This window comes from Pelomonas sp. V22, from assembly GCF_030014915.1.
Taxonomy (GTDB): domain Bacteria; phylum Pseudomonadota; class Gammaproteobacteria; order Burkholderiales; family Burkholderiaceae_C; genus JAUASW01.
This window is the reverse complement of sequence record NZ_JAGIXS010000002.1, coordinates 459,098-478,465: the sequence shown is the minus strand read 5'-3', so window position 1 is coordinate 478,465 and position 19,368 is coordinate 459,098. Positions and strand designations below refer to the sequence as shown.

16 protein-coding genes are annotated in these 19,368 nt (G+C 68.3%); 12 read left to right on the top strand and 4 right to left on the bottom strand.

The features are described 5' to 3' along the window. Window positions 1-19: 19 nt before the first annotated feature. Genes J7U46_RS11515 through J7U46_RS11485 form a run of 7 tightly spaced genes read left to right on the top strand, consistent with a single transcriptional unit; the run spans window position 20 to window position 5,369 of the window. Window positions 20-1,198 carry an ABC transporter substrate-binding protein gene (locus J7U46_RS11515; protein ID WP_282825890.1) on the top strand — a complete coding sequence of 393 codons (1,179 nt, stop codon included), beginning with the start codon at window positions 20-22 and terminating at the stop codon, window positions 1,196-1,198. Window positions 1,199-1,212: 14 nt separating this feature from the next. After that, window positions 1,213-2,136 carry a branched-chain amino acid ABC transporter permease gene (locus J7U46_RS11510; protein WP_282825888.1) on the top strand — a complete coding sequence of 308 codons (924 nt, stop codon included), beginning with the start codon at window positions 1,213-1,215 and terminating at the stop codon, window positions 2,134-2,136. 2 nt (window positions 2,137-2,138) lie between these two features. Beyond that, window positions 2,139-3,092, top strand: a complete 954-nt coding sequence (locus tag J7U46_RS11505) for a branched-chain amino acid ABC transporter permease (RefSeq protein WP_282825886.1) — start codon at window positions 2,139-2,141, stop codon at window positions 3,090-3,092. Continuing rightward, window positions 3,085-3,834 carry an ABC transporter ATP-binding protein gene (locus tag J7U46_RS11500; RefSeq protein ID WP_282825884.1) on the top strand — a complete coding sequence of 250 codons (750 nt, stop codon included), beginning with the start codon at window positions 3,085-3,087 and terminating at the stop codon, window positions 3,832-3,834. The genes J7U46_RS11505 and J7U46_RS11500 overlap by 8 nt, the downstream gene beginning before the upstream one ends. Further along, complete coding sequence (locus J7U46_RS11495) at window positions 3,831-4,541, top strand: ABC transporter ATP-binding protein (protein ID WP_282825882.1); 711 nt, start codon at window positions 3,831-3,833, stop codon at window positions 4,539-4,541. The genes J7U46_RS11500 and J7U46_RS11495 overlap by 4 nt, the downstream gene beginning before the upstream one ends. A 1-nt stretch (window position 4,542) precedes the next feature. Continuing rightward, window positions 4,543-4,965: a thioesterase family protein gene (locus J7U46_RS11490; RefSeq protein ID WP_282825880.1), complete on the top strand. Its 423-nt coding sequence runs from the start codon at window positions 4,543-4,545 to the stop codon at window positions 4,963-4,965. Beyond that, window positions 4,962-5,369: a RidA family protein gene (locus J7U46_RS11485; protein WP_282825878.1), complete on the top strand. Its 408-nt coding sequence runs from the start codon at window positions 4,962-4,964 to the stop codon at window positions 5,367-5,369. Before J7U46_RS11490 ends, J7U46_RS11485 begins: the two co-directional genes overlap by 4 nt. A gap of 83 nt (window positions 5,370-5,452) precedes the next feature. Here J7U46_RS11485 and J7U46_RS11480 read toward each other — a convergent pair whose 3' ends face one another. Then, window positions 5,453-6,394, bottom strand: a complete 942-nt coding sequence (locus tag J7U46_RS11480) for a LysR family transcriptional regulator (RefSeq protein WP_349239489.1) — start codon at window positions 6,392-6,394, stop codon at window positions 5,453-5,455. A gap of 121 nt (window positions 6,395-6,515) precedes the next feature. Between J7U46_RS11480 and J7U46_RS11475 the strand changes: the two genes are divergently transcribed. After that, a complete protein-coding gene (locus tag J7U46_RS11475) occupies window positions 6,516-7,700 on the top strand; it encodes an acyl-CoA dehydrogenase (protein ID WP_282825876.1) in 1,185 nt (394 codons plus the stop codon). 11 nt (window positions 7,701-7,711) lie between these two features. Then, the gene (locus J7U46_RS11470; RefSeq protein ID WP_282825875.1) at window positions 7,712-8,578 is read left to right on the top strand and encodes a DUF2520 domain-containing protein; all 867 of its coding nucleotides are present in this window, start codon (window positions 7,712-7,714) and stop codon (window positions 8,576-8,578) included. Here the strand turns inward: J7U46_RS11470 and J7U46_RS11465 are convergent. After that, entirely contained in the window at window positions 8,568-10,262 is a 1,695-nt protein-coding gene (locus J7U46_RS11465) for a GGDEF domain-containing protein (protein ID WP_282825873.1), read from the bottom strand. The genes J7U46_RS11470 and J7U46_RS11465 overlap by 11 nt on opposite strands. Window positions 10,263-10,560: 298 nt before the next feature. Between J7U46_RS11465 and J7U46_RS11460 the strand changes: the two genes are divergently transcribed. Next, window positions 10,561-12,261: a DUF418 domain-containing protein gene (locus J7U46_RS11460; protein ID WP_282825872.1), complete on the top strand. Its 1,701-nt coding sequence runs from the start codon at window positions 10,561-10,563 to the stop codon at window positions 12,259-12,261. A 17-nt stretch (window positions 12,262-12,278) separates the two neighbouring features. Here J7U46_RS11460 and J7U46_RS11455 read toward each other — a convergent pair whose 3' ends face one another. Further along, window positions 12,279-14,705, bottom strand: coding sequence for a penicillin acylase family protein (locus J7U46_RS11455; RefSeq protein ID WP_282825869.1), 2,427 nt, complete (start codon window positions 14,703-14,705; stop codon window positions 12,279-12,281). Between the two features lie 67 nt (window positions 14,706-14,772). Between J7U46_RS11455 and J7U46_RS11450 the strand changes: the two genes are divergently transcribed. Next, window positions 14,773-15,480: a DUF6250 domain-containing protein gene (locus tag J7U46_RS11450; RefSeq protein WP_282825867.1), complete on the top strand. Its 708-nt coding sequence runs from the start codon at window positions 14,773-14,775 to the stop codon at window positions 15,478-15,480. Window positions 15,481-15,631: 151 nt separating this feature from the next. Beyond that, window positions 15,632-18,547, top strand: a complete 2,916-nt coding sequence (locus J7U46_RS11445) for a ligand-binding sensor domain-containing diguanylate cyclase (protein ID WP_282825865.1) — start codon at window positions 15,632-15,634, stop codon at window positions 18,545-18,547. On the opposite strand, the gene J7U46_RS11440 is transcribed toward J7U46_RS11445, so the two are convergent. After that, on the bottom strand, window positions 18,548-19,351 hold the full coding sequence (locus tag J7U46_RS11440; RefSeq protein WP_282825863.1) for a transporter substrate-binding domain-containing protein: 804 nt from the start codon (window positions 19,349-19,351) through the stop codon (window positions 18,548-18,550). Window positions 19,352-19,368 lie beyond the last annotated feature (17 nt).

Here is a 19,368-nt window from a genome sequence, read left to right as displayed (position 1 = left end):
CCACAAGGAGACTGCCACGATGTACAAGAAGACCCTGCTCGGCGCCGCGCTGGCGCTGCTGGCCTCCACCCCGGCCCTGGCGGCCGACAAGGTCAAGGTCGGCCTCTTGACCACGCTCTCGGGCGCCGGCGCCGGCCTGGGCGTGGACATCCGCGACGGCTTCCTGCTCGGCGTCAAGCACAGCGGCGGCAAGCTGGGCGGCGTGCCCATCGAGCTGGTGACGGCCGACGACCAGCAGAACCCCGAGGTCGCCAAGCAGACCGCCGAGCGCCTGCTCAAGCGCGACAAGGTCGACCTGATGACCGGCATCGTGTTCTCCAATGTGATGCTGGCCGTGGGGCCCTCGGTCTTCGATGCCAAGGTGCCCTACATCAGCGCCAATGCCGGCCCTTCGCAGTACGCGGGCGAGCAGTGCAACCCCTACTTCTTCAACGTGGCCTGGCAGAACGACAACCTGCACGAGGCCGTGGGCAAGACGGTGCTGGAGAAGGGCTACAAGAAGGTCGTGGTGCTGGCGCCCAACTACCCGGCCGGCAAGGACGCGATCACCGGCTTCAAGCGCTTCTACAAGGGGCCGAACGCGGTCATTGCGGACGAGATCTACACCAAGCTCGGCCAGTTGGACTACGCCGCCGAGCTGGCCCAGGCACGCGCCGCCAAGCCCGATGCGATGTACATCTTCCTGCCCGGCGGCATGGGCATCAACTTCATCAAGCAGTTCGTCGGCGCCGGCCTGTCCAAGGACATCACGCTGTTCGGCCCCGGCTTTTCGGCCGATGAGGACGTGATCCGCGCCGTGGGCGACCCGATGCTGGGCATGTTCAACAGCTCGCACTGGGCCCATGACCTGGAGAACGCGGCCAACAAGAAGTTCGTCGCCGACTTCCTGGCCGAGTACGGCCGCCTGCCTTCGTTGTACGCCAGCCAGGGCTATGACGCGGCACGCTTGATGGACGGCGCGGTGAAGGACGTCAAGGGCAAGGTCGAGGACAAGCCGGCGCTCCTGAAGGCGCTGAAGGCGGCGCACTTCGCCTCGGTGCGCGGCGACTTCCGCTTCAACCACAACCAGTACCCGATCCAGGACTACTACCTGCGCGTGATCACCAAGAGCACGGCGGGCAAGGTCACGAACCGGACGCTCTACAAGATCTTCAGCCAGCATGCCGATGCCTACGCGGCCTCGTGCAAGATGAAATGAAGCGGACGGGCTGATTGGACTGGATCCTCGTCACCGAGCAGGTGCTGAACGGCCTGCAGTTCGGCCTGATGCTGTTCCTGCTGGCGGCCGGGCTGACGCTGGTGTTCGGCATCATGGACATGATCAACTTGGCCCATGGCTCGCTCTACATGGTCGGCGCCTACCTGGCGGCGGCCGTGATGGCGGCAAGCGGCAGCTTTCTGCTGGCCGTGCTGGCGGCGATGGCGGGCACGGCGGTACTTGGGATGGCGCTCGAATGGACGCTCTTGCGCCGGCTTTACGAGCGTGACCATCTCTCGCAGGTGCTGGCCACCTTTGCCCTGATCCTGATCCTGAACGAGGGCGTGCGCATGGTCTGGGGCGAACAGCCGCTGATGCTGAACACGCCCGCCGCTTTGTCGGGGCCAGTGGAATTGCTGCCGGGCCTGATGTACCCGAGCTACCGGCTGCTGATCATCGGCGTGGGCCTGCTCGTGGCGCTGCTGCTGTGGCTGGGCGTGACGCGCACGCGCATCGGCAAGTGGGTGCGGGCCGGGGCATCGAACCGGCCCATGGCCATGGCGATGGGCGTCAACACGCGCCGGCTCTTCACCCTGGTGTTCGGCCTCGGCGCGGCGCTGTGCGCGCTGGCCGGCTCGCTGCTCGGGCCGCTGCTGGCCGTGCAGGTGGGCATGGGCGAGAGCATCCTGATCCTCGCCTTCGTGGTGATCGTGATCGGCGGCATTGGCTCGATACGCGGTGCCCTGGTCGGCTCGCTGCTCGTGGGCCTCGTGGACACGGCCAGCCGCACGCTGCTGCCTGCGGTCTTGCGCTTGCTGGCGAGCCCCGAGGTGGCATCCAACGTGGGGCCGGCGCTGGCGTCCATCCTGATCTATGTGGTGATGGCTGCGGTCCTGTTCTGGAAACCGCAAGGCCTTTTTCCGGCGCGCAGCGGATGAGCATGGCGACTTCTCTTCATCACCGAGGCCTCGGTCATTGGAATTGGCTGGTGCTGGCGGCGCTGGCTGCGCTGCCGCCGGTGCTGGCGGCTTTCGGCCTCGAGTTCTACGTGGTGGTGGCCACGCGGGTGCTGGTCTTTGCCATCGCCGCGTCCAGCCTCAATCTCATCCTCGGCTTTGGCGGCCTGGTCAGCTTCGGCCATGCGGCTTTCGTAGGGCTTGGGGCCTATACCGTGGGCATCCTGGCTGACGCAGGCGTTGTTTCAGCCTGGGTCGCCTGGCCGGCGGCCAGCGCCGTAGCGGGTCTTGCCGCCGCCCTGATCGGCTGGGTCAGCCTGCGCACGCGCGGCGTCTACTTCATCATGATCACGCTGGCCTTTGCCCAGATGTTCTTCTACCTGATGGTGTCGCTGAAGGCCTATGGCGGAGACGACGGCCTGCCGCTGCCGCAGCGCTCGCAGCTGGGCCTCTCCTTGGACCTGAAGGATGACGCCCAGATGTACTGGGTTGCGCTCGTGCTTTCCGCTTGCGTACTGGCCGGCTTGCAGCGGCTGCTGAACAGCCCCTTCGGCTGGCTCTTGCAGGGCGCCCGAGAGAACGAGACCCGCATGCACGCGCTGGGCGCGCCGGTGCGCCGTGTGCAGTGGCAGGCCTTCGTGCTGGCCGGGGCGCTGGCGGGGCTGGCGGGCGCCTTGCTGGCCAACTTGAGTGGCCTCGTGACGCCGCAGATGCTGCACTGGTCGCAGTCGGGGCAGCTGATGGTGATGGTCATCATCGGCGGCGTTGGCGCGCTGTGGGGCGGGGCGCTCGGCGCGGCCGTGCTGCTGCTGATGGAAGAGCTGCTGTCCACCCACACCATCCACTGGCAGATGGGCCTCGGTGTGCTGCTGCTGGCCGTCGTGTTGTTCGCGCCGCGTGGGATTGCCGGTCTGTGGAAGGGGCGCCGCCATGGCTGAGCCGTTGCTGCAGGTGCAAGGCCTGGTCAAGCGCTTCGGTGCCTTGCTGGCGACCGACTCGGCAAGCTTCGAGGTGCGCGAGGGCGAGGTCCATGCGGTGATAGGCCCTAACGGCGCAGGCAAGACGACCTTGATCCACCAACTGAGCGGCGCGCTGCAACCCGATCAGGGCCAGGTGCTGTTCGCAGGGCAAGACCTGACCCGCGCCGACATGGCCGCCCATGTGGCCGCCGGCCTGGCGCGCTCCTACCAGATCACCAGCATATTCAGGAAGCTCACCGTGCTGGACAACCTGCGCCTTGCGCTGCAGGCGCGCCGGCCGCCACGCTGGTTTGGCGTGGTGGAACGCGATGAGGCCTTGCGCCACGAGGCCGGGCACCTGCTGGCTCAGGTCGGCCTATCGGCCCAGGCGTCGGCGGTGGCCGGTGCCCTGGCCCATGGTGAGCAGCGCCAGCTGGAATTGGCTCTGGCCCTGGCAACCAAGCCGCGCCTCTTGCTGCTGGATGAACCTATGGCCGGCATGGGCCCCGAGGAGGGGCTTCAGATGGTGGAGCTGTTGCAGCGCCTGAAAGGTCAGGTGACGCTGCTGCTGGTCGAGCACGACATGGATGCCGTGTTCCGCCTGGCCGACCGCATCTCCACCCTGGTGGCCGGTCGCGTGATCGCTACCGGCAGCCCGGCCTACATCCGCGAGCATCCCGAGGTGCGCAAGGCCTACCTCGGCGAAGAGGTGGATGCATGAGTGCCTTGCTGGAAGTGACCGGCCTGCAGGCCGCCTACGGTGACAGCCAGGTCTTGTTCGGTGTGGATCTGAAGATCGAGGCCGGCCAGGTCGCCACCTTGCTCGGCCGCAACGGCATGGGCAAGAGCACGCTTCTGCGCTGCCTGATCGGCTGGCTCGCACCCAGCGGCGGCAGGATCCGCTTCGCCGGCCATGACATCACCGGCTGGAGTGCCGACCGCATCGCGCGCCTGGGGCTCGCGGTGGTGCCGGAAGGGCGGCAGATCTTTCCCAACCTCAGCGTGCAGGAGCAATTGCTGGCCTTTGCCGCCAACCGCTGCGAGTCCCAGGCCCCCTGGACGCTGGCACGCATCCATGCACTGTTCCCGCGCCTGAAGGAGCGGGCCTCCAACATGGGCAACGAGCTCTCGGGCGGCGAGCAGCAGATGCTGGCCATTGCCCGCGCGCTGATGACGAATCCGCGCTTGCTGATACTCGACGAGGCCACCGAAGGCCTGGCGCCGCTGGTGCGCGAAGAGATCTGGCGCTGCCTGCAGCAATTGCGCGAGGCCGGCCAGACCATCCTCGTGGTCGACAAGTACGTGAAGCGCCTGTGCCTGCTCGCTGACAGCCACACCATCCTCGAGCGCGGCCAGGTGGCCTGGTCCGGTGAGACCGAAGCGCTGTCCGCCGACCACGGCCTCTGGCAGCGCTACCTGGGTGTCTGAAATGAACTTCATCTACGAACGACGCGAGCGCGTGCGCTTCGGCCATTGCGACCCGGCCGGCATCGTCTTCTACCCGCGCTACTACGAGATGCTCAACGCCCTGGTCGAGGACTGGATCACGCAAGGCCTCGGCATCTCCTACGCTGAGCTGCTGGGCCCGCGCCGTGTGGGCCTGCCGACGGTGAGCCTCAAGACCGAGTTCCAGCGCATCAGCCGCATGGGCGACGAGCTGGTGCAGCACATCGCGATCAAGCGGCTGGGCCGCAGCTCTCTGGCGCTGCACATCGAATTCGCAGGCCCGGACGGCCTGCGCGTGGCCTTCGAGCAGGTGCTGGTCTGCACCTCGCTGGCCACCCACCAATCCCAGGAATTTCCTGCTGACCTGCGCGCGGCTCTGGAGCAAGCGCAAGGAGTAACCCCATGACGACAAGCAACAAGCAGATTCTTCAGCCGGCCGACTGGCTGGCACCGCGCGGCTATGCCAATGCCGTGGCCGCCACGGGACGCCAGATCTTCGTGGCCGGCCAGATCGGCTGGAACGGCCAGTGCCAGTTCGAAAGCGACGATTTCGTGGCCCAGGTTCGCCAGGCCTTGTTGAACATCAAGGCGCTGCTGGCAGAAGCCGGCGCCAATGCGGAGCACATCACCCGCATGACCTGGTATTTGCTCGACAAGCGCGAGTACGTGGCGCGCGGCCGCGAGGTTGGCCAGGTCTACCGCGAGGTGCTGGGCCGCGAATACGGCATCGCCATGACGGCGGTGCAGGTGGCTGGCCTGATCGAAGACCGCGCCAAGGTTGAGATCGAGGTCACGGCGGTGATTGCCTAATGCGATCTGTGGAGTTGCCTCCCTTCGAAATGCGGCGCGATCGAATCGCGGTCCGGATGCAGCGCCACAAGCGCAAGACAGGCTCAACGTCTTGAGTCCAAGAGAGGGGGCTTCGGGGCGTCACTCCGCGAACCCAGGAATGCCTCCCTCAACGAGGCGCTTGAATCACGTCGCCAGGCTGCAAACACGCGGCTTGGCTCCATGGCCTCAGCCAGGGGCTTGAACACGGCGCCCTGAATGCCGGCATCCTTGAATGCCGCCGGAACGATGGACACCCCCAGGCCCTGTGCCACCAGCGAGACCACCGACAGCCAATGCCGCCCCTCATGCTGCAGGCGGGGGTAGAAGCCTTGCTGGCGGCACATCTCGATGATGCGTGCGTGGTAGTCGGGTGAGCCTCGGCGCGAGAACAGGATGAAGGGCTGGTCGCTGAGGCTGGTCAGCGGCACGCGGCGCCGGCACGCGGCCGCGTGCGACTCCGGCAGGCAGGCGAGGAAGGGTTCGTCATAGAGCGGCGTGCCGTCCAGGGCCGGCGGCAGGCGGTCCGTGTGCAGCAGTGCCAGGTCGAGCTCCTCCTGCAGCAAGGCTTGAATCTGATCCTGCGAATTCAGCTCGATCACGACGACCTCCACCCTGGGGTAGGCGACCTGGAAGTTGCGCAGCCAGTCCGGCAGGCCATGGAACAGGGTGGAGCCGACAAAGCCGAGGCGCAGGCGACCGATTTCGCCGGCCTCGACCTCGCGGGCCTGGGCGCAGGCATCCTCGAAACGTCCCAGCAAGGCTTGTGCGCTGGCCCGGAAGCTCTGGCCAGCAGGCGTGAGGCGAACGCGCTTGCTGTCGCGGTCCAGCAAGCGCGCGCCCACCGCCGATTCCAGTTGCTGCAGGGCGACGGAAAGCGGGGGTTGGGACATGGCCAGTCGCTGCGCCGCGCGCCCGAAATGGAGCTCCTCAGCCAGCGCCAGGAAGTAGCGCAGGTGGCGCAACTCCACGCGTGCCATGACGGTGCTCGCCGACAAGGTCGCCATACTTTCTACCTATCATCAAATGGCTGAATCGTATTGGACACGAATCGTCGCACGCGGAATACTCGCCGAACATCAGGCTGCAGAAAATTGCTGCCAGCCGTAGACACTCACAGGACGAGACATGAGCACCAAGACCAAGGCAAGCTTCCACTGGGACGACCCGCTGCTGCTGAACGAGCAGCTCAGCGACGACGAGCGCATGGTGCGCGATGCGGCCGCCGCCTACTGCCAGGAACGCCTGGCGCCGCGCGTGCTGGAGGCTTTTCGCCATGAGCGCACCGACCTCGAGATCTTCCGCGAGATGGGCGCCTTGGGCCTCTTGGGCCCCACCATCCCGGCCGAGTACGGCGGCCCCGGCCTCAACTACGTGAGCTACGGCCTGGTGGCCCGCGAGGTGGAGCGCGTCGATTCGGGCTACCGCTCGATGATGAGCGTGCAGAGCTCGCTGGTGATGGTGCCGATCTTCGAGTTCGGCAGCGAAGCGACCAAGCAGAAGTACCTGCCCCGGCTTGCCAACGGCGAATGGATTGGCTGCTTCGGCCTGACCGAACCCAACCATGGCTCGGACCCCGGCTCCATGGTCACGCGGGCCCGCAAGGTGGCCGGCGGCTACAGCCTCACCGGCGCCAAGATGTGGATCACCAACAGCCCGGTGGCCGACGTGTTCGTGGTCTGGGCCAAGGATGACGAGGGCGCCATCCGTGGCTTCGTGCTGGAGAAGGGTTTCAAGGGCCTCACCGCACCGGCCATCCACGGCAAGGTGGGCCTGCGTGCCTCCATCACCGGCGAGATCGTGATGGACGAGGTCTTCTGCCCGGAGGAGAACGCCTTCCCCGAAGTGCGTGGTCTGAAGGGCCCCTTCACCTGCCTGAACAGCGCCCGCTACGGCATTGCCTGGGGTGCCCTCGGCGCGGCCGAGGACTGCTGGCACAAGGCCCGCCAGTACGTGCTGGACCGCAAGCAGTTCGGCAAGCCCCTGGCCGCCAACCAGCTGGTGCAGAAGAAGCTGGCCGACATGCAGACCGAGATCACCCTCGGCCTGCAGGGCTGCCTGCGCCTGGGCCGCATGAAGGACGAGGGCACGGCCGCCGTCGAGATCACCTCCATCATGAAGCGCAACAGCTGCGGCAAGAGCCTGGAGATCGCCCGCGCGGCTCGCGACATGCTGGGCGGCAACGGCATCTCCGACGAGTTCGGCATTGCCCGCCACCTGGTCAACCTGGAGGTGGTCAACACCTACGAGGGCACGCATGACATCCATGCGCTGATCCTCGGTCGCGCGCAAACCGGCATCGCCGCGTTCTGAGCCTCGCAGCCATGGACCCCGGCCGCATCGCCATCATCGGCTGCGGCCGTTTGGGAGCCACGCTGGCGCGGGCCTTCGATGCCGCCGGCCTGGATGTGGTGGCCGTGGCCAATCGGCGAGCCGAGGTGGCCGAGGCGCTGGCTGCCGAGCTGAAGGCCTGCGTGGCGTTGCAGCCCGAACGGGCGGCCGCGGCGGCGGACCTCGTGTTCCTGTGCGTGCCCGACGATGCCATCGCTTCGCAATGTGGCCAATTGAGCTGGCGCGCCGGCCAGGCCGTGGTCCATTGCAGCGGCGCGACCGAACTGACGGCGCTGGCCTCAGCCCAGACTGCGGGCGCCAGCATCGGCGGCTTCCATCCGCTGCAGATCTTTTCCGATCCTTCGCTGGCCCTGCAGCGATTGCCGGGTGGCAGCGTGGGCATCGAGGCCGACGGCGAAGCGCTGCGCCTCGGGCTGCAGGACCTGGCCTTGCGCCTCGGCATGAGGCCGCTGGCCCTGCAGCCCGGCCAGCGCGCCGCCTATCACGGCGCCGCCAGCTATGCGGCGAGCTTCCTGCTGTCAATGCTGGACGAGGCGGGGCAGATCTGGGCGCAGGCCCTCGGCTTCACGCCCGAGCAGAGCCTCCAGGCGCTGCTGCCGCTGGCGCGCGCCACGCTGGAAGCTGCCGAGAGGCGCGGCCTGGCCGGCGCCCAGGCGGGGCCGATCTCGCGTGGCGACGCCGGCGTGGTGGCGGCCCATCTGCAGGCGCTCGACGGTCTGGGCGGTGCCCACGGCTCGTTCTATCGCGAGTTCTCGCACCGCCAGTTGGCACTGGCGCGCGAAGCGGGGCGGCTGGACGAGGCGGCGCTGCAGCGCCTGGCGCAGTTGCTCAGGTCGTAGCTTTCTCAACCATCACCTGATTGCGGCCGGCACCCTTGGCAGCGTAGAGGCCCTTATCGGCCCGCTGCACCAGGCGCAGCGGATCGGTGTCGGCGGCATGCCAACTGGCCACGCCCACGCTGATCGTCATCCGGCCCACTGCCGGGAAATCGGCCAGCGCCACGGCGGCGCGGATCTTGTCGGCCACGGCCGCCGCTTCGTCTAGGCCAGCGGTCTCGGGCAAGAGCACGGCGAATTCCTCGCCACCGTAGCGGGCCGCCAGGTCGATGGAGCGGATGCTGGCCTTCAGCAGCTGGCCCAACTGCTGCAACACCTGGTCGCCCACGGTATGGCCATGCTGGTCGTTGACGCGCTTGAAATGGTCGGCATCCAGCAGCAGCAGCGCAAAGCCGCGTCCGGTTCGCCGGGCGGTCTGGAAGCAGGCCAGCAGGCGCTCGTCGAAGCTGCGGCGGTTGGCCAGGCCGGTCAGCGCATCGCGGGTGGCCAAGCGCTCCAGCTCCGCATTGGCGGCCGCCAGCGCCTCGGTGCGCTGCTGCACCTGCTGTTCCAGCGTCTGGTTCAAGGCTTCCAGCTCGCGCTCGTGGCTGAGCAGCGAGTCGGTCATCGAGCGCATGGCCTCGCTCAATTGGTCGATCTCCTGCAGGCCGCCCGCAGCGGGGTAGCGTGGCGCATCGCTGCGCTGCTGGACCCGCCGCGCGGCGGTAGCGAGTTGCTCGATGGGCCGGCTGATCGATCGCGCCAGCCAGATCGCGACCAGGGTGGCGAGCAGGGCGGCCGCCAGTCCCAGGGCCAGCAACTGACGGCGCAACTCGTGCGCGGGCGCGAGGGCGAGATCGATGGACTGCCGAACGACGATGCGCCAGCCCAGGTCGCTGCTTGTGCCTGCGCTCACCGGCACCTCGCTGGACAGGTATTCGATGCCATCGTTCCAGCGCGCGACGCTGGAGGCCGCGCCTTCAGGCACGCCCTTGGGCAACTGGGCATTGCCCGCCAGCGCGCGCGGATAGAGCACGTTGCCGCTCTTGTCGACGATCAGGATTTCGGCCTCGCCCCCCATCTGCCGTTGCGCCAGCGTGGACTGCACCGTCTCGGTCACCCAGTTCCAGTGCGCATGGGCGCCGACAACGCCGACCAGGCGGCCCTGTCGGTCGCGGATGGGCGCAGCGAAATCGATGAAGCGCGGCGGCTCGCCGTCGGCCTGCTGCGGCAGCAACTTGGCCAGCAGCTTGGCTTCGTGCAGGTCCCCGACGTAGACGCCTTTCATGGCCGCCATGAACCAGGGGCGCTGGGCCACGGAAACGCCCGCCAGCAAACCATCGCTGGCCTGCAGCACCTGGCCCTCGACATCCGCGACGCCCAGCCAGGCGAACTCACGGCGCAGCAGTTTGCGTCGCTGCAGCGATTCCAGCAGTTCGGGATTCTTCAGGTCGCCGCGAGTGAAGTGCGGCGCCATGCTGAGCAGCGCGATTTCCAGCTCGCGCTCGCGCAGGTTCGCGCCGAGCAGGTCGGCGGCGGCCTGCGCCGCTGAATGGACCTTTTCGCGGGCAGCCTGCCCCAGCTGCTGCGTGGCCATGTGGCCGAAGTAGAGCCCAACGCTCAGCAATACCAGCAGGGACAGGCCACCAAAACAGAGCGCCAGCCGGCCTCGGAAACTGTGGAGCAGCAGCGAGGTCTGGACGCTCATGGAGGTGGGGCAGGCTCGGGGCCGGCGCTATACAGAGGAATTGCCATCCGACTGTAGCGTCAAGCGGCCCTCGAATGGGGAGTGCCAAGAGCAGCGGACAGTCGTCCTGCCAATGGGTCGCCGATCCCGTGTTTTTGTCGCTTTGTCGCATGTGGGGTGTCGCAATTCGCACAGGCCTGCGAGGATGCGCGCTTCCGTCCTCCACACACAGTCCAACAATTTCGGGAGCTACCTAATGAATGCTGTGTCAGAGAATTCTTCGCCGGAAAGCCCAGCAGCGCCGGCACCCTTCGCCCCCGTGGCCGACAACCAGCGCATCGAGGCGCTGGACGTCGTCCGAGGGTTTGCCCTGGTGGGCATCTTTCTGATGAACATCGAATGGTTCAACCGACCGTTCGCTGCCTTCAACGACGGCATCCCGCGTGATGCCACCGGCCTCGACTGGCTGGCCAACTGGTTCGTCAACTACTTCGTGGCCGGCAAGTTCTGGACCATCTTCTCCCTGCTGTTTGGCATGGGCTTTGCCGTGATGCTGGTGCGGGCCGAGAAGGCCGGGCGCGAGTTCAAGAAGGTCTACCTGCGCCGCGTGCTGGCGCTGGGCGTCTTCGGCGCCATGCACTACATCTTCCTGTGGGAAGGCGACATCCTCTTCAGCTACGCCATCGGGGCGCTCGGGCTGATGATCGTGCTGTACGGCCGGCCCTGGCCCATCTTCATCGGCATCCTCGCGGCGCTGGGCCTCGGCTTTGCGGCCAATGCGATGTTCGCGGTGATGGTCGGCCTCATCCTCATCGGGCTGCTGGGCATCTACCTGCGTTCGCCCAAGCGGGTGTTCGGCACGCCGCTGTTCAGCTTCCTGCTGATGCTGATCGGCGGGCTCGCCACGGTGGCCGCTGTCGGCTTCTGGGCCTGGCCGGATGGCCCGATGGAGGCGCGCTTGTCGCTGTCGGCATTCGGTCCTTTGCTGCTGATTTTTGGCTGGTTGTCCAAGAAGTACTACGAGCCGGCCGAGAAGCGCAGCCTGCGCATGGCCGCCAGCATCTACGTGTTTTCGGGCCTGGCCATGACCCTCGGGGCCGTGACCCAGCAGTTCTCGCCCGATCCCACCGTCGTGCCGCCGGGCAGTGAAGACAAGCCGGCCGTGAGCGCTGCGGCCACACCTGCGGCCCCGGCGTCGCCGGTGCTGGCAGCAGCCTCGGTGGCCAAGGCCGCTTCGGCCGCCAAGGCGGTTGAAAAGCCCAAGACCAGGGCCGAGAAGGCGGCCGAAGCCAAGGCCGAAAAGGAGAAGCGGCTGAAGGAGGGCGCCGAGAACCGCGCCACCGAAACCAAGCTGTTCAGCAAGGGCAGCTATGCCGACATCGTCGAGCGCCGTGCCCGCCAGTTCCCCGAGAAGGCCGCCGGCGATGCGGGCTTTGCCGTGCTGCTGGTCGGCATGTTCCTGATGGGCGTGTGGTTCGTGCGCTCCGGCGTGATGGAAGACACCAAGCGCCACCTGCCGCTGTTCCGCAAGATGGCGCTGTGGGGCCTGCCGATCGGCATCGGCCTTGGCCTGGTGACTTGCTTCATCGGTGTCTCGCACACGCCAGGCGACCGCTACGACGGCTGGGGCATCGCCCATGGCCTGCGCACGCTGGGCAATCTGCCGGCCTGCCTGGGTTACGTGGGCCTGCTGGTCGTGATGCTGCACAGCAAGACCTTCGGCGCGGTGCGTTACCTGGCTGCGCCGGGCCGCATGGCCTTGACCAACTACCTGATGCAGTCGCTGATCTGCACGCTGTACTTTTACGGCTATGGCCTCGGCCACTGGGGCATGTCGCGCAGCATGCAGGTGGTCTTCGTCGCCGTCGTGTACATCGCCCAGATCGCATTCAGCAACTGGTGGCTGAGCCGCTTCCGCTACGGCCCGATGGAATGGCTGTGGCGCGGCTTCACCTACCGTCAGGTGCCCAAGCTGCGGATTGACCGCAGCCCATCGGCAGCTGCGACCAGCGCGGCCTGATCCGGTCTCCCCCCGGCTTACTTGCCGGGGACGAGCTCGATGCGGCGTTCGGTCGCCGCATCGACCTTGGCCCGCGTGTAGAGCAGCGGGAAGTACTCGCCCTTGAGCCACAGCGGGGCCAGGTCGCGGTAATGCGGGCTCGCCGGGTCGCCCGACTGGCCCGGCGTATTCATCGCGCGCGAGTTGTCCCAGTCGCCCACGTCGATCACCACGCGGAACGAGGCACCGCCGATCTGGCGGAAGTTCGCCGGGTCGTAGCTCGAGACATTGACCGTGTGGCTGCCACCCTGACGCGGCAGGGGCCCGACGTTGAGGCGCGCCCGCGTCGTCGCATCAGCGGCATTGGCCAGCGGATGGGCGAACAGGATGTGGTGCAGCTTGTCCCAGCGCCAGGCGGCCGGGTCGCTGCCGGCGAGCTTTTGCAGCTCGGCCCAGGCGCCCGCGAGGCTCTTGTCGAGGATCTCGTCGCGGCGGGCCCGGCCGTTCGCGCCCAGCGCGGGCTCGGGCTGCTCCAGGGTGTCCAGCATCACTTCGGCGTCGGCTGTACGCAGCAATTGGGCGGCGCGGGGCGGCAGCAGCGCATCCTTCAGCGCCGGGCCCAGGTGGCGCGTGAACCAGAGCTCGTACAGCGCGGCGGCGGCCGAGCTGCCGTTCTCCACCGCATCCCAGTCCTGCAGCAGACGCGCTGCCTCCTTGGCGGGGGCGCTTTGCAGGCTGGCGCTCTTCAGTACGGCCTGCAGGCGCCGCGCCGGGATGGAGAGCAGGTCGGTCTGCAGCCGCATCGTGTCCTCAAGGCTCATCTTGGGCTGCGACTTCAGCACCTCGGCCAGGCGCTGGTAGCGGGCCGTGACCGCCCATTCGAAGCCCAGCTTGCGCTCCTTGTACGGATAGCCGGCGGGCAGGTTCTGTTCGTTGGCCGATGCCAGCCAGCCGGCCTCGGGGTTGTAGATCGAGGGCATGTCCTTGCCGGCCCAGAAGCCCTTCCACTCGTAGCGGCCGTCACCGGGCACGGGCAGCAGGCCGTCCCAGTTGGGCCGCACCGGCGCCAGGCCGCCGGCCACCCAGCCGATGTTGCCGGCCGCGTCGGCATAGATCTGGTTCTCGCTCGGTGCGCCCCATTTCTCCATGGCGCGGCGGAAGTCGCCGAAGCTCTGCGCCTTCATGTAGTCGATGCTGCCGAAGTAGGGCGCCATGCCGGGCTCGGCCCAGGCCGCGCGCAAGGCATAGGCACGCTGCTTGGCGGTGTCGGCATACAGCAGCGGGCCGTGGCGGGTGAACAGCAGCTCGACCTGCACCGGCGCACCGCCGCGCACGGCGATGGTCTCGGTGAGGCGCTTCATCGGCTCCCAGGCCCCCTTGTAGCGGTACTCGTTCGGGCGGGCCGGGTTGGTTTCGTAGACGTAGAGGTCTTCCTGGTCGGTGCCGAAGATGGTGAGGCCGAAGGCGACCTGGCCGTTGTGGCCGATGGAGACGCCGGGCAGGGCCGGCTCGCCGCCGCCGATCACGTTCAGCCCGGGCGCGTTCAGGTGCACGATGTAGCGCAGCGAAGGCGCGCCATGGGCCCGGTGCGGGTCGCTCGCGAGGATGGCGCGGCCGGTGCTTGATCGTGCTGGCGCGATGGCCCAGGCATTGCTGCCCTCGGACCGCTGGCTGTGCTGCTCGGCCGCCAGCAGCGCCTCGGGGGGCTCGGGCGTTTCGAGCGCGCTGCGGCGCTCGTCGCGACCGCTGATCTGGACTCCTTGTGTGCCAAGCAGGTAGCTGCGCAGCAGCTCGGGTGGCAGGCAGGGGTCGAGGCCCGGCGGCATCTGGGCTTCCCAGGGCGGCGAGAGGCGGGCGCGCACCGGGTCGTGCTTCAGGTCGCTGACGCAGGCCATGGTGGCGCGCGAGACCTCGGAGCTGAGGTTGCGCGTGAGGCCGTGGCTGCGGATGCGTACCACGTCCTCGGCCTGCCACTTCTCGGGCAGGTAGCCGAAGTAGCCGAACTCCAGGGGCAGCAGGCTCGTGTCCTTGGCGATCAGGTCGATGTAGGCATTGACGCCGGCCGCAAAGCGCGTGGCGATGCGCTGGGCCTCAGGCCCGTAGCTGCGCCATTCGCGCGCCATGTCGCCCCGGTAGAGGAAAAGCCGCGCCGCCCGGTCCTGCTCGACGAAGTTGGCACCGAAGATCGAGGCCAGCTTGCCGAGGCCCCGGCGGCGCCAGAGGTCGATCTGGAACAGCCGGTCGCGCGCGGCGTTGAAGCCCTGCAGGAAGAACAGGTCCTCGCTGCTGGCGGCATAGAGGTGGGGCACGCCCCAGCGGTCGACCTGGATCTGCGCCGGCTTGGCAAGACCTGGCACCGCAATGGGCTCGGCTGCTGCCGTGGCTGCGAGGCTCGCACTCTGTGAAAGAGCGAGGGAGAGGGCCAGCAGCAGCTGGTGCGGGCGGGGCAGGGTGGGCTGGGTCATGATTGCTCAGCATTCTGATTCAAAGCGCTGCGGCGTTCGTGTAGGCTCGCGGCGCCCACCGATGCCGATGACGATGAACCGCCTGTATGCGCTCGCCCTTTGCCTGCCGCTGCTGCTCCTGAGCGGCGGCCCGCTTCTGGCCGCTGAAGCCCTTCCGGCCGAGCGCCGCCTGATCTTTGCAGATGACTTCATCGCCCGCCTGGATCCTGCGGCCTGGATCGCCGAGTACCAGCCGGAGCTCCACTCCAGCGTCAGCGTGCAGGACGGCAAGCTGGTGCTGGACACCCGGGGCGGCGTCACCGTCTGGCTGAATCGCAAGCTGCAGGGCAATCTGCTGATCGAGTTCCGGCGCAAGGTGCTGGTGGAGGATGGCTCCAACGACAGGCTCAGTGACCTCAACCTGTTCTGGATGGCCAGCGACCCGAAGAATGTCGAGCTCTTCACCCGCAACGGCCAGTTCGAGGCCTACGACGGGCTCGACCTCTACTACGTGGGCATCGGCGGCAACCACAACACCAGCACGCGCTTTCGCAAGTACGGCGGCGGCGAGCGCCGCCTGCTGCAGGAGTACAGCGATGCTGCCCATCTGCTCAAGCCCAACCACGAGTACCTGATCCAGGTGCTGGTGCAGGAGGGCCGCTCCAGCGTGCGGGTGGATGGCGTCGAGTTCTTTGCCTTCAGCGATCCCGCGCCGCTGCGCTCGGGCTACTTCGGCCTGCGCAGCACCTGGTCGCGGCAGGAGGTGAGGGCGGTGAGGGTCTGGCAGTGGCCGTGACCCAGTCCACGCCGGGCCGCGCTTGGCTGGCCCTGGCAGCGGCGCGCCTCGTGTACGCTTGCGCCGGTCAACGCTAGATTCGACCCCGAGGCTCCCCTTGTTCCCACTGGCCGCGAAGCAGGTTCGCGCTGTAGTTGCCGTATTCGCTGCCTTGGCTTGGGCCATCGCACTCGGTGCGCCTCAGGCCGCGCCATCCGGCCCAGCCACCCCCCACCGTCTGAGCGACCCGACCGGCTCGCTCAGCCAATACAAGCTCGACCTGTGGCAGACCGAGCAAGGCCTGCCGCTGAACACCGTGCAGGCGCTGCTGCAGACCCGCGACGGCCAGCTCTGGGTGGGCACGTCAGGCGGGCTGGCCCGCTTCGATGGCGCGCGCTTCACTGGTGTCACGGCCGAGCAGGCACCGATGCTGGCCTCCGGGCCCGTGTTCGGCCTGCTTGAAGACGAGCAGCGGCAGCTCTGGATCGGCCATGCCCAGGGCGCCGTTCTCTGGCGCCAGGGGCGGTTCGAACAGGTGATCGCCCCCGAGTTGACCGAGGGCCGGCGCGTCTGGGGCTTCGCTCAAGGCCCGGATGGCGCGGTGTGGATGGCCAGCGAGAGCGGCCTGCTGCGCTGGCAGGCCGGCAAGGTGAGGCGCTATCAGCAGGCCGACGGGTTGCCGACCAACAAGCTGCGCGCTCTCGCGTTCGATGCGGCCGGCGTGCTCTGGATCGCCACCAGTGGCGGCGGCCTGGTGTCGTTCGAGAACGGCAAGTTCCTGGCGATGAATCCGGAGAACGGCCGCTTCCCGCACGCGCAGGTGCGCTCGGTGATTGCCGATGCGCAAGGCGGCATCTGGGCCGCCACGGCCGGGGCCGGCCTGGTGCACTTGCAGCAGGGTCGCATTGCCCGCATCTACACCATGGCCGATGGCCTGCCCACCGATCATTTGACGGCCCTCGCGCGCGATGGGCGGGGCGCGCTGTGGATCGGCACCTGGGGCGCCGGCTTGAGCCGCATGGGTCCGGACGGGCGTTTCAGCTCGCTGGGCGCGGCCGAGGGCCTGGCGGGCAACCAGATCTGGGCGCTGGCGCTGGACCGTGAGGGCAGCGTCTGGGTGGGCAACTGGGTGGGCGGCCTCAACCGCCTGCGCAACCGGGCCTTCGTGGTGTTCGGGGCAGCCGAAGGGCTCTCGCACGACAACGTGCGCGCCGTGCTGCATGGCCGCGATGGCGTCACCTGGGTCTCGACCGCCGGCGGTGGGCTCAACCGCATCGAGGGCGAGCAGCTCAGCGTGCTGGGCAAGAAGGACGGCTTGCCGACCGAGGAGATCTCGGCCCTCGCCGAGGACCGCGATGGCTCGCTCTGGATAGGCACTTACACGGCGGGTCTGGCGCACCGGCTTCCGAGCGGCCGCATCGAGACCTATGGCACGGCCGAGGGCCTGCCCGGCGCCGAGATCCGCTCGCTGCTGCAGGACCGCCAGGGCCAGCTGTGGGTCGGTACCCGTGCCGGCCTGGCCCGCTTCAATGGCAAGGGCTTCGAGCCGGTGAACGACCCGGTGGTGCCGGCCGAAGGCGTGCTGACCATGCTGGAAGACCGCAGCGGCACGCTCTGGTTCGGCACGGCCGGCCAGGGCTTGCTGAGCTTCAAGGGCGGCCGCTTCAGCCTGCTGAAGAAGGCCGACGGCCTGCTCTCCAACTGGATCATGGCCCTGCACGAGGACGCCGACGGCGTGCTCTGGATAGGCACGAATGGCGAAGGCCTGAACCGCCTGCGCGACGGCAAGCTCGCCTCGATCCGCACGACCGAGGGGCTTTGGGACAGCCTGGCGCAGACCATCCTCGAGGACCGCGCCGGCAATCTCTGGATGAGCTGCAACCGCGGCTTCTACCGTGTGGCGCGCGCTGAACTGAATGCGGTGGCCGATGGCACCCAGGCCCGGCTGAGCTCGGTCGGCTTCGGGCCGGGCGATGCGCTGCGCGGCACGACCTTCGCTGGTGGCTTGCAAGGCGCCGGCGCGGTGGCGCCGGACGGCCGGCTGTGGCTGCCCTCGGCCAATGGCCTGGTCATCGTGGACCCCCGGCACCTGCCGGGCGGTGGCCGGCCACCGGAGGTGCGGGTCGACAACGTGCAGGTGGGCGGTGCCAGCCAGCCTGCCGATGCCGAGGTGCAACTGCCGCCCGGCGCCGTGCCGCTGGCGATCCGCTACACCGTGGCGACGCTGCTGTATGCCGACCGCGTGCGCTTCCGCTATCAGATGGAAGGCCTGAGCCAGGACTGGGTGGACATGGGCAGCCTGCGCGAGGTGGCTTTCCCGGCGCTGCCCCATGGGCAGTACCGCTTCCGGGTGTCGGCCACGACCGATGGTGTGCAGTGGAGCGAGGCATCGCCGCTGGTGATCAGCGTGGCGGCGCGTTTCTACCAGACGGCCTGGTTCGTCATCGCGGCCATCGTCGCGGGCGCGCTGGGATTGATGGGGCTGATGCGCCTGCGAGTCCGCAGCCTGCAGGCGCGCCAGCACGAGATGGAGCTCCTGGTGGCACAGCGCACCGACGAGTTGCGCGAGGCGAATGAGCATCTGTCGCGCCTGTCCTATGCGGACGCACTGACCGGCCTCGCGAACCGGCGCCGCTTCGACGAAGCCTTGCACGAGGAATGGCGCCGTGCCCGTCGCAGCCAGCAGCCGCTGGCGCTCCTGATCGCCGACATCGACTGCTTCAAGGCCTACAACGACCTGCTGGGCCATCCCGAAGGCGACCGCTGCCTGAAGGCGGTGGCCGGCGTGTTCACTCATGCCGTGGGGCGGGCCGGCGACCTGGCCGCGCGCTATGGCGGCGAGGAGTTCGTCATCCTGGTGCCTGGCGCCGATCACGAGGCCGCGCTCGCCGTGGCCGAAGGGCTGCGCCTGGCTTGCGAGGCGCTAGGCATTGCACACCCGGCCTCGCCGGTGGGGCCGGTGGTGACGCTGAGCCTCGGCGTGAGCAGCTGCGTGCCGGGCGCCGAGTCTTCCGTCGAATCCTTGCTGGCTCAGGCGGATGCTGCGCTGTACCGGGCCAAGCAGGCCGGCCGCAACCGCGTCTGCTGATCAGGGCAGGGCGTCGCCCAGCTGGCTCCTGTAGAGCCGCTTGAACGCCGCACTTTCGCGCTCCTGCACCAGCAAGGCCCAGAGGCGCTCGGCATCCCGTGGGCGCGCTGCTGCGAAGCGCTGCGAGCAGGCCAGGAAGTAGGGCTTGCGCAGCAGCAGGGGCCCGGCGGGCTCGAGCTTGCCGGCCCATTGCGGATCTGCCGCCAGCTCGTGTGCGTGGGCCTGCGACACCAGCACGCCGGCCAGGCGCCCGAGCTCGAGCTTCTTCATCAGGGCCTGGGCGGTGGCGGCGCCATCATCCACGGCCGCACCATGCTGGCGGGCGAAGTCGGCAATCGAGTAGCCGCGCTGCGCCCCCAGCGGCGGGCCCGCTTCGGCCAGGCCCGCGAAGCGCTGGCCGTCCCAGCTCACCGTGCTGCCTTTGCTGCGCAGCAGCCAGTAGCCGAGCGAGAACATGCGGCGCGCCTCGTCGGGCTGGCCATCGGGCCGCAGCGGGAAGCTGAGGCCGGCGGCGCGCTCCGGGCTGTGGCTGGCTGCGAGCACGCCGTCATGCTCGCCCTGTGTGGCTTCGCGCAGGCAGCGGGCCCAGGGCAGGGGCACGAGGCGGATGTCCAGTTCGGGCGCTCGCCGTGCCACGGCCTTGAGCATCTCGACGGCCACCGGGTGAGCGGCAGGGTCGTTGAGCTCCTGGTTGAAGCAGATGCTGATCGCGGCGGCGGCCATGCCGGGCCAGGCCAGCAGGCTGGCGAGCAATCCGGTGAGCAGCAGAGGGCGCATGGACGATGGAGCGGCACGCAGGGCCATGCCGGGCATCCTATCCG

Bases quoted from the DNA above. Each gene is read 5' to 3' on its own strand.
- J7U46_RS11515 (WP_282825890.1), top strand. From the start codon at position 20: ATGTACAAGAAGACCCTGCTCGGCGCCGCGCTGGCGCTGCTGGCCTCC.
- J7U46_RS11505 (WP_282825886.1), top strand. From the start codon at position 2,139: ATGGCGACTTCTCTTCATCACCGAGGCCTCGGTCATTGGAATTGGCTG.
- J7U46_RS11500 (WP_282825884.1), top strand. From the start codon at position 3,085: ATGGCTGAGCCGTTGCTGCAGGTGCAAGGCCTGGTCAAGCGCTTCGGT.
- J7U46_RS11495 (WP_282825882.1), top strand. From the start codon at position 3,831: ATGAGTGCCTTGCTGGAAGTGACCGGCCTGCAGGCCGCCTACGGTGAC.
- J7U46_RS11490 (WP_282825880.1), top strand. From the start codon at position 4,543: ATGAACTTCATCTACGAACGACGCGAGCGCGTGCGCTTCGGCCATTGC.
- J7U46_RS11485 (WP_282825878.1), top strand. From the start codon at position 4,962: ATGACGACAAGCAACAAGCAGATTCTTCAGCCGGCCGACTGGCTGGCA.
- J7U46_RS11480 (WP_349239489.1), bottom strand. From the start codon at position 6,394: ATGGCGACCTTGTCGGCGAGCACCGTCATGGCACGCGTGGAGTTGCGC.
- J7U46_RS11475 (WP_282825876.1), top strand. From the start codon at position 6,516: ATGAGCACCAAGACCAAGGCAAGCTTCCACTGGGACGACCCGCTGCTG.
- J7U46_RS11470 (WP_282825875.1), top strand. From the start codon at position 7,712: ATGGACCCCGGCCGCATCGCCATCATCGGCTGCGGCCGTTTGGGAGCC.
- J7U46_RS11465 (WP_282825873.1), bottom strand. From the start codon at position 10,262: ATGAGCGTCCAGACCTCGCTGCTGCTCCACAGTTTCCGAGGCCGGCTG.
- J7U46_RS11455 (WP_282825869.1), bottom strand. From the start codon at position 14,705: ATGACCCAGCCCACCCTGCCCCGCCCGCACCAGCTGCTGCTGGCCCTC.
- J7U46_RS11450 (WP_282825867.1), top strand. From the start codon at position 14,773: ATGACGATGAACCGCCTGTATGCGCTCGCCCTTTGCCTGCCGCTGCTG.
- J7U46_RS11440 (WP_282825863.1), bottom strand. From the start codon at position 19,351: ATGGCCCTGCGTGCCGCTCCATCGTCCATGCGCCCTCTGCTGCTCACC.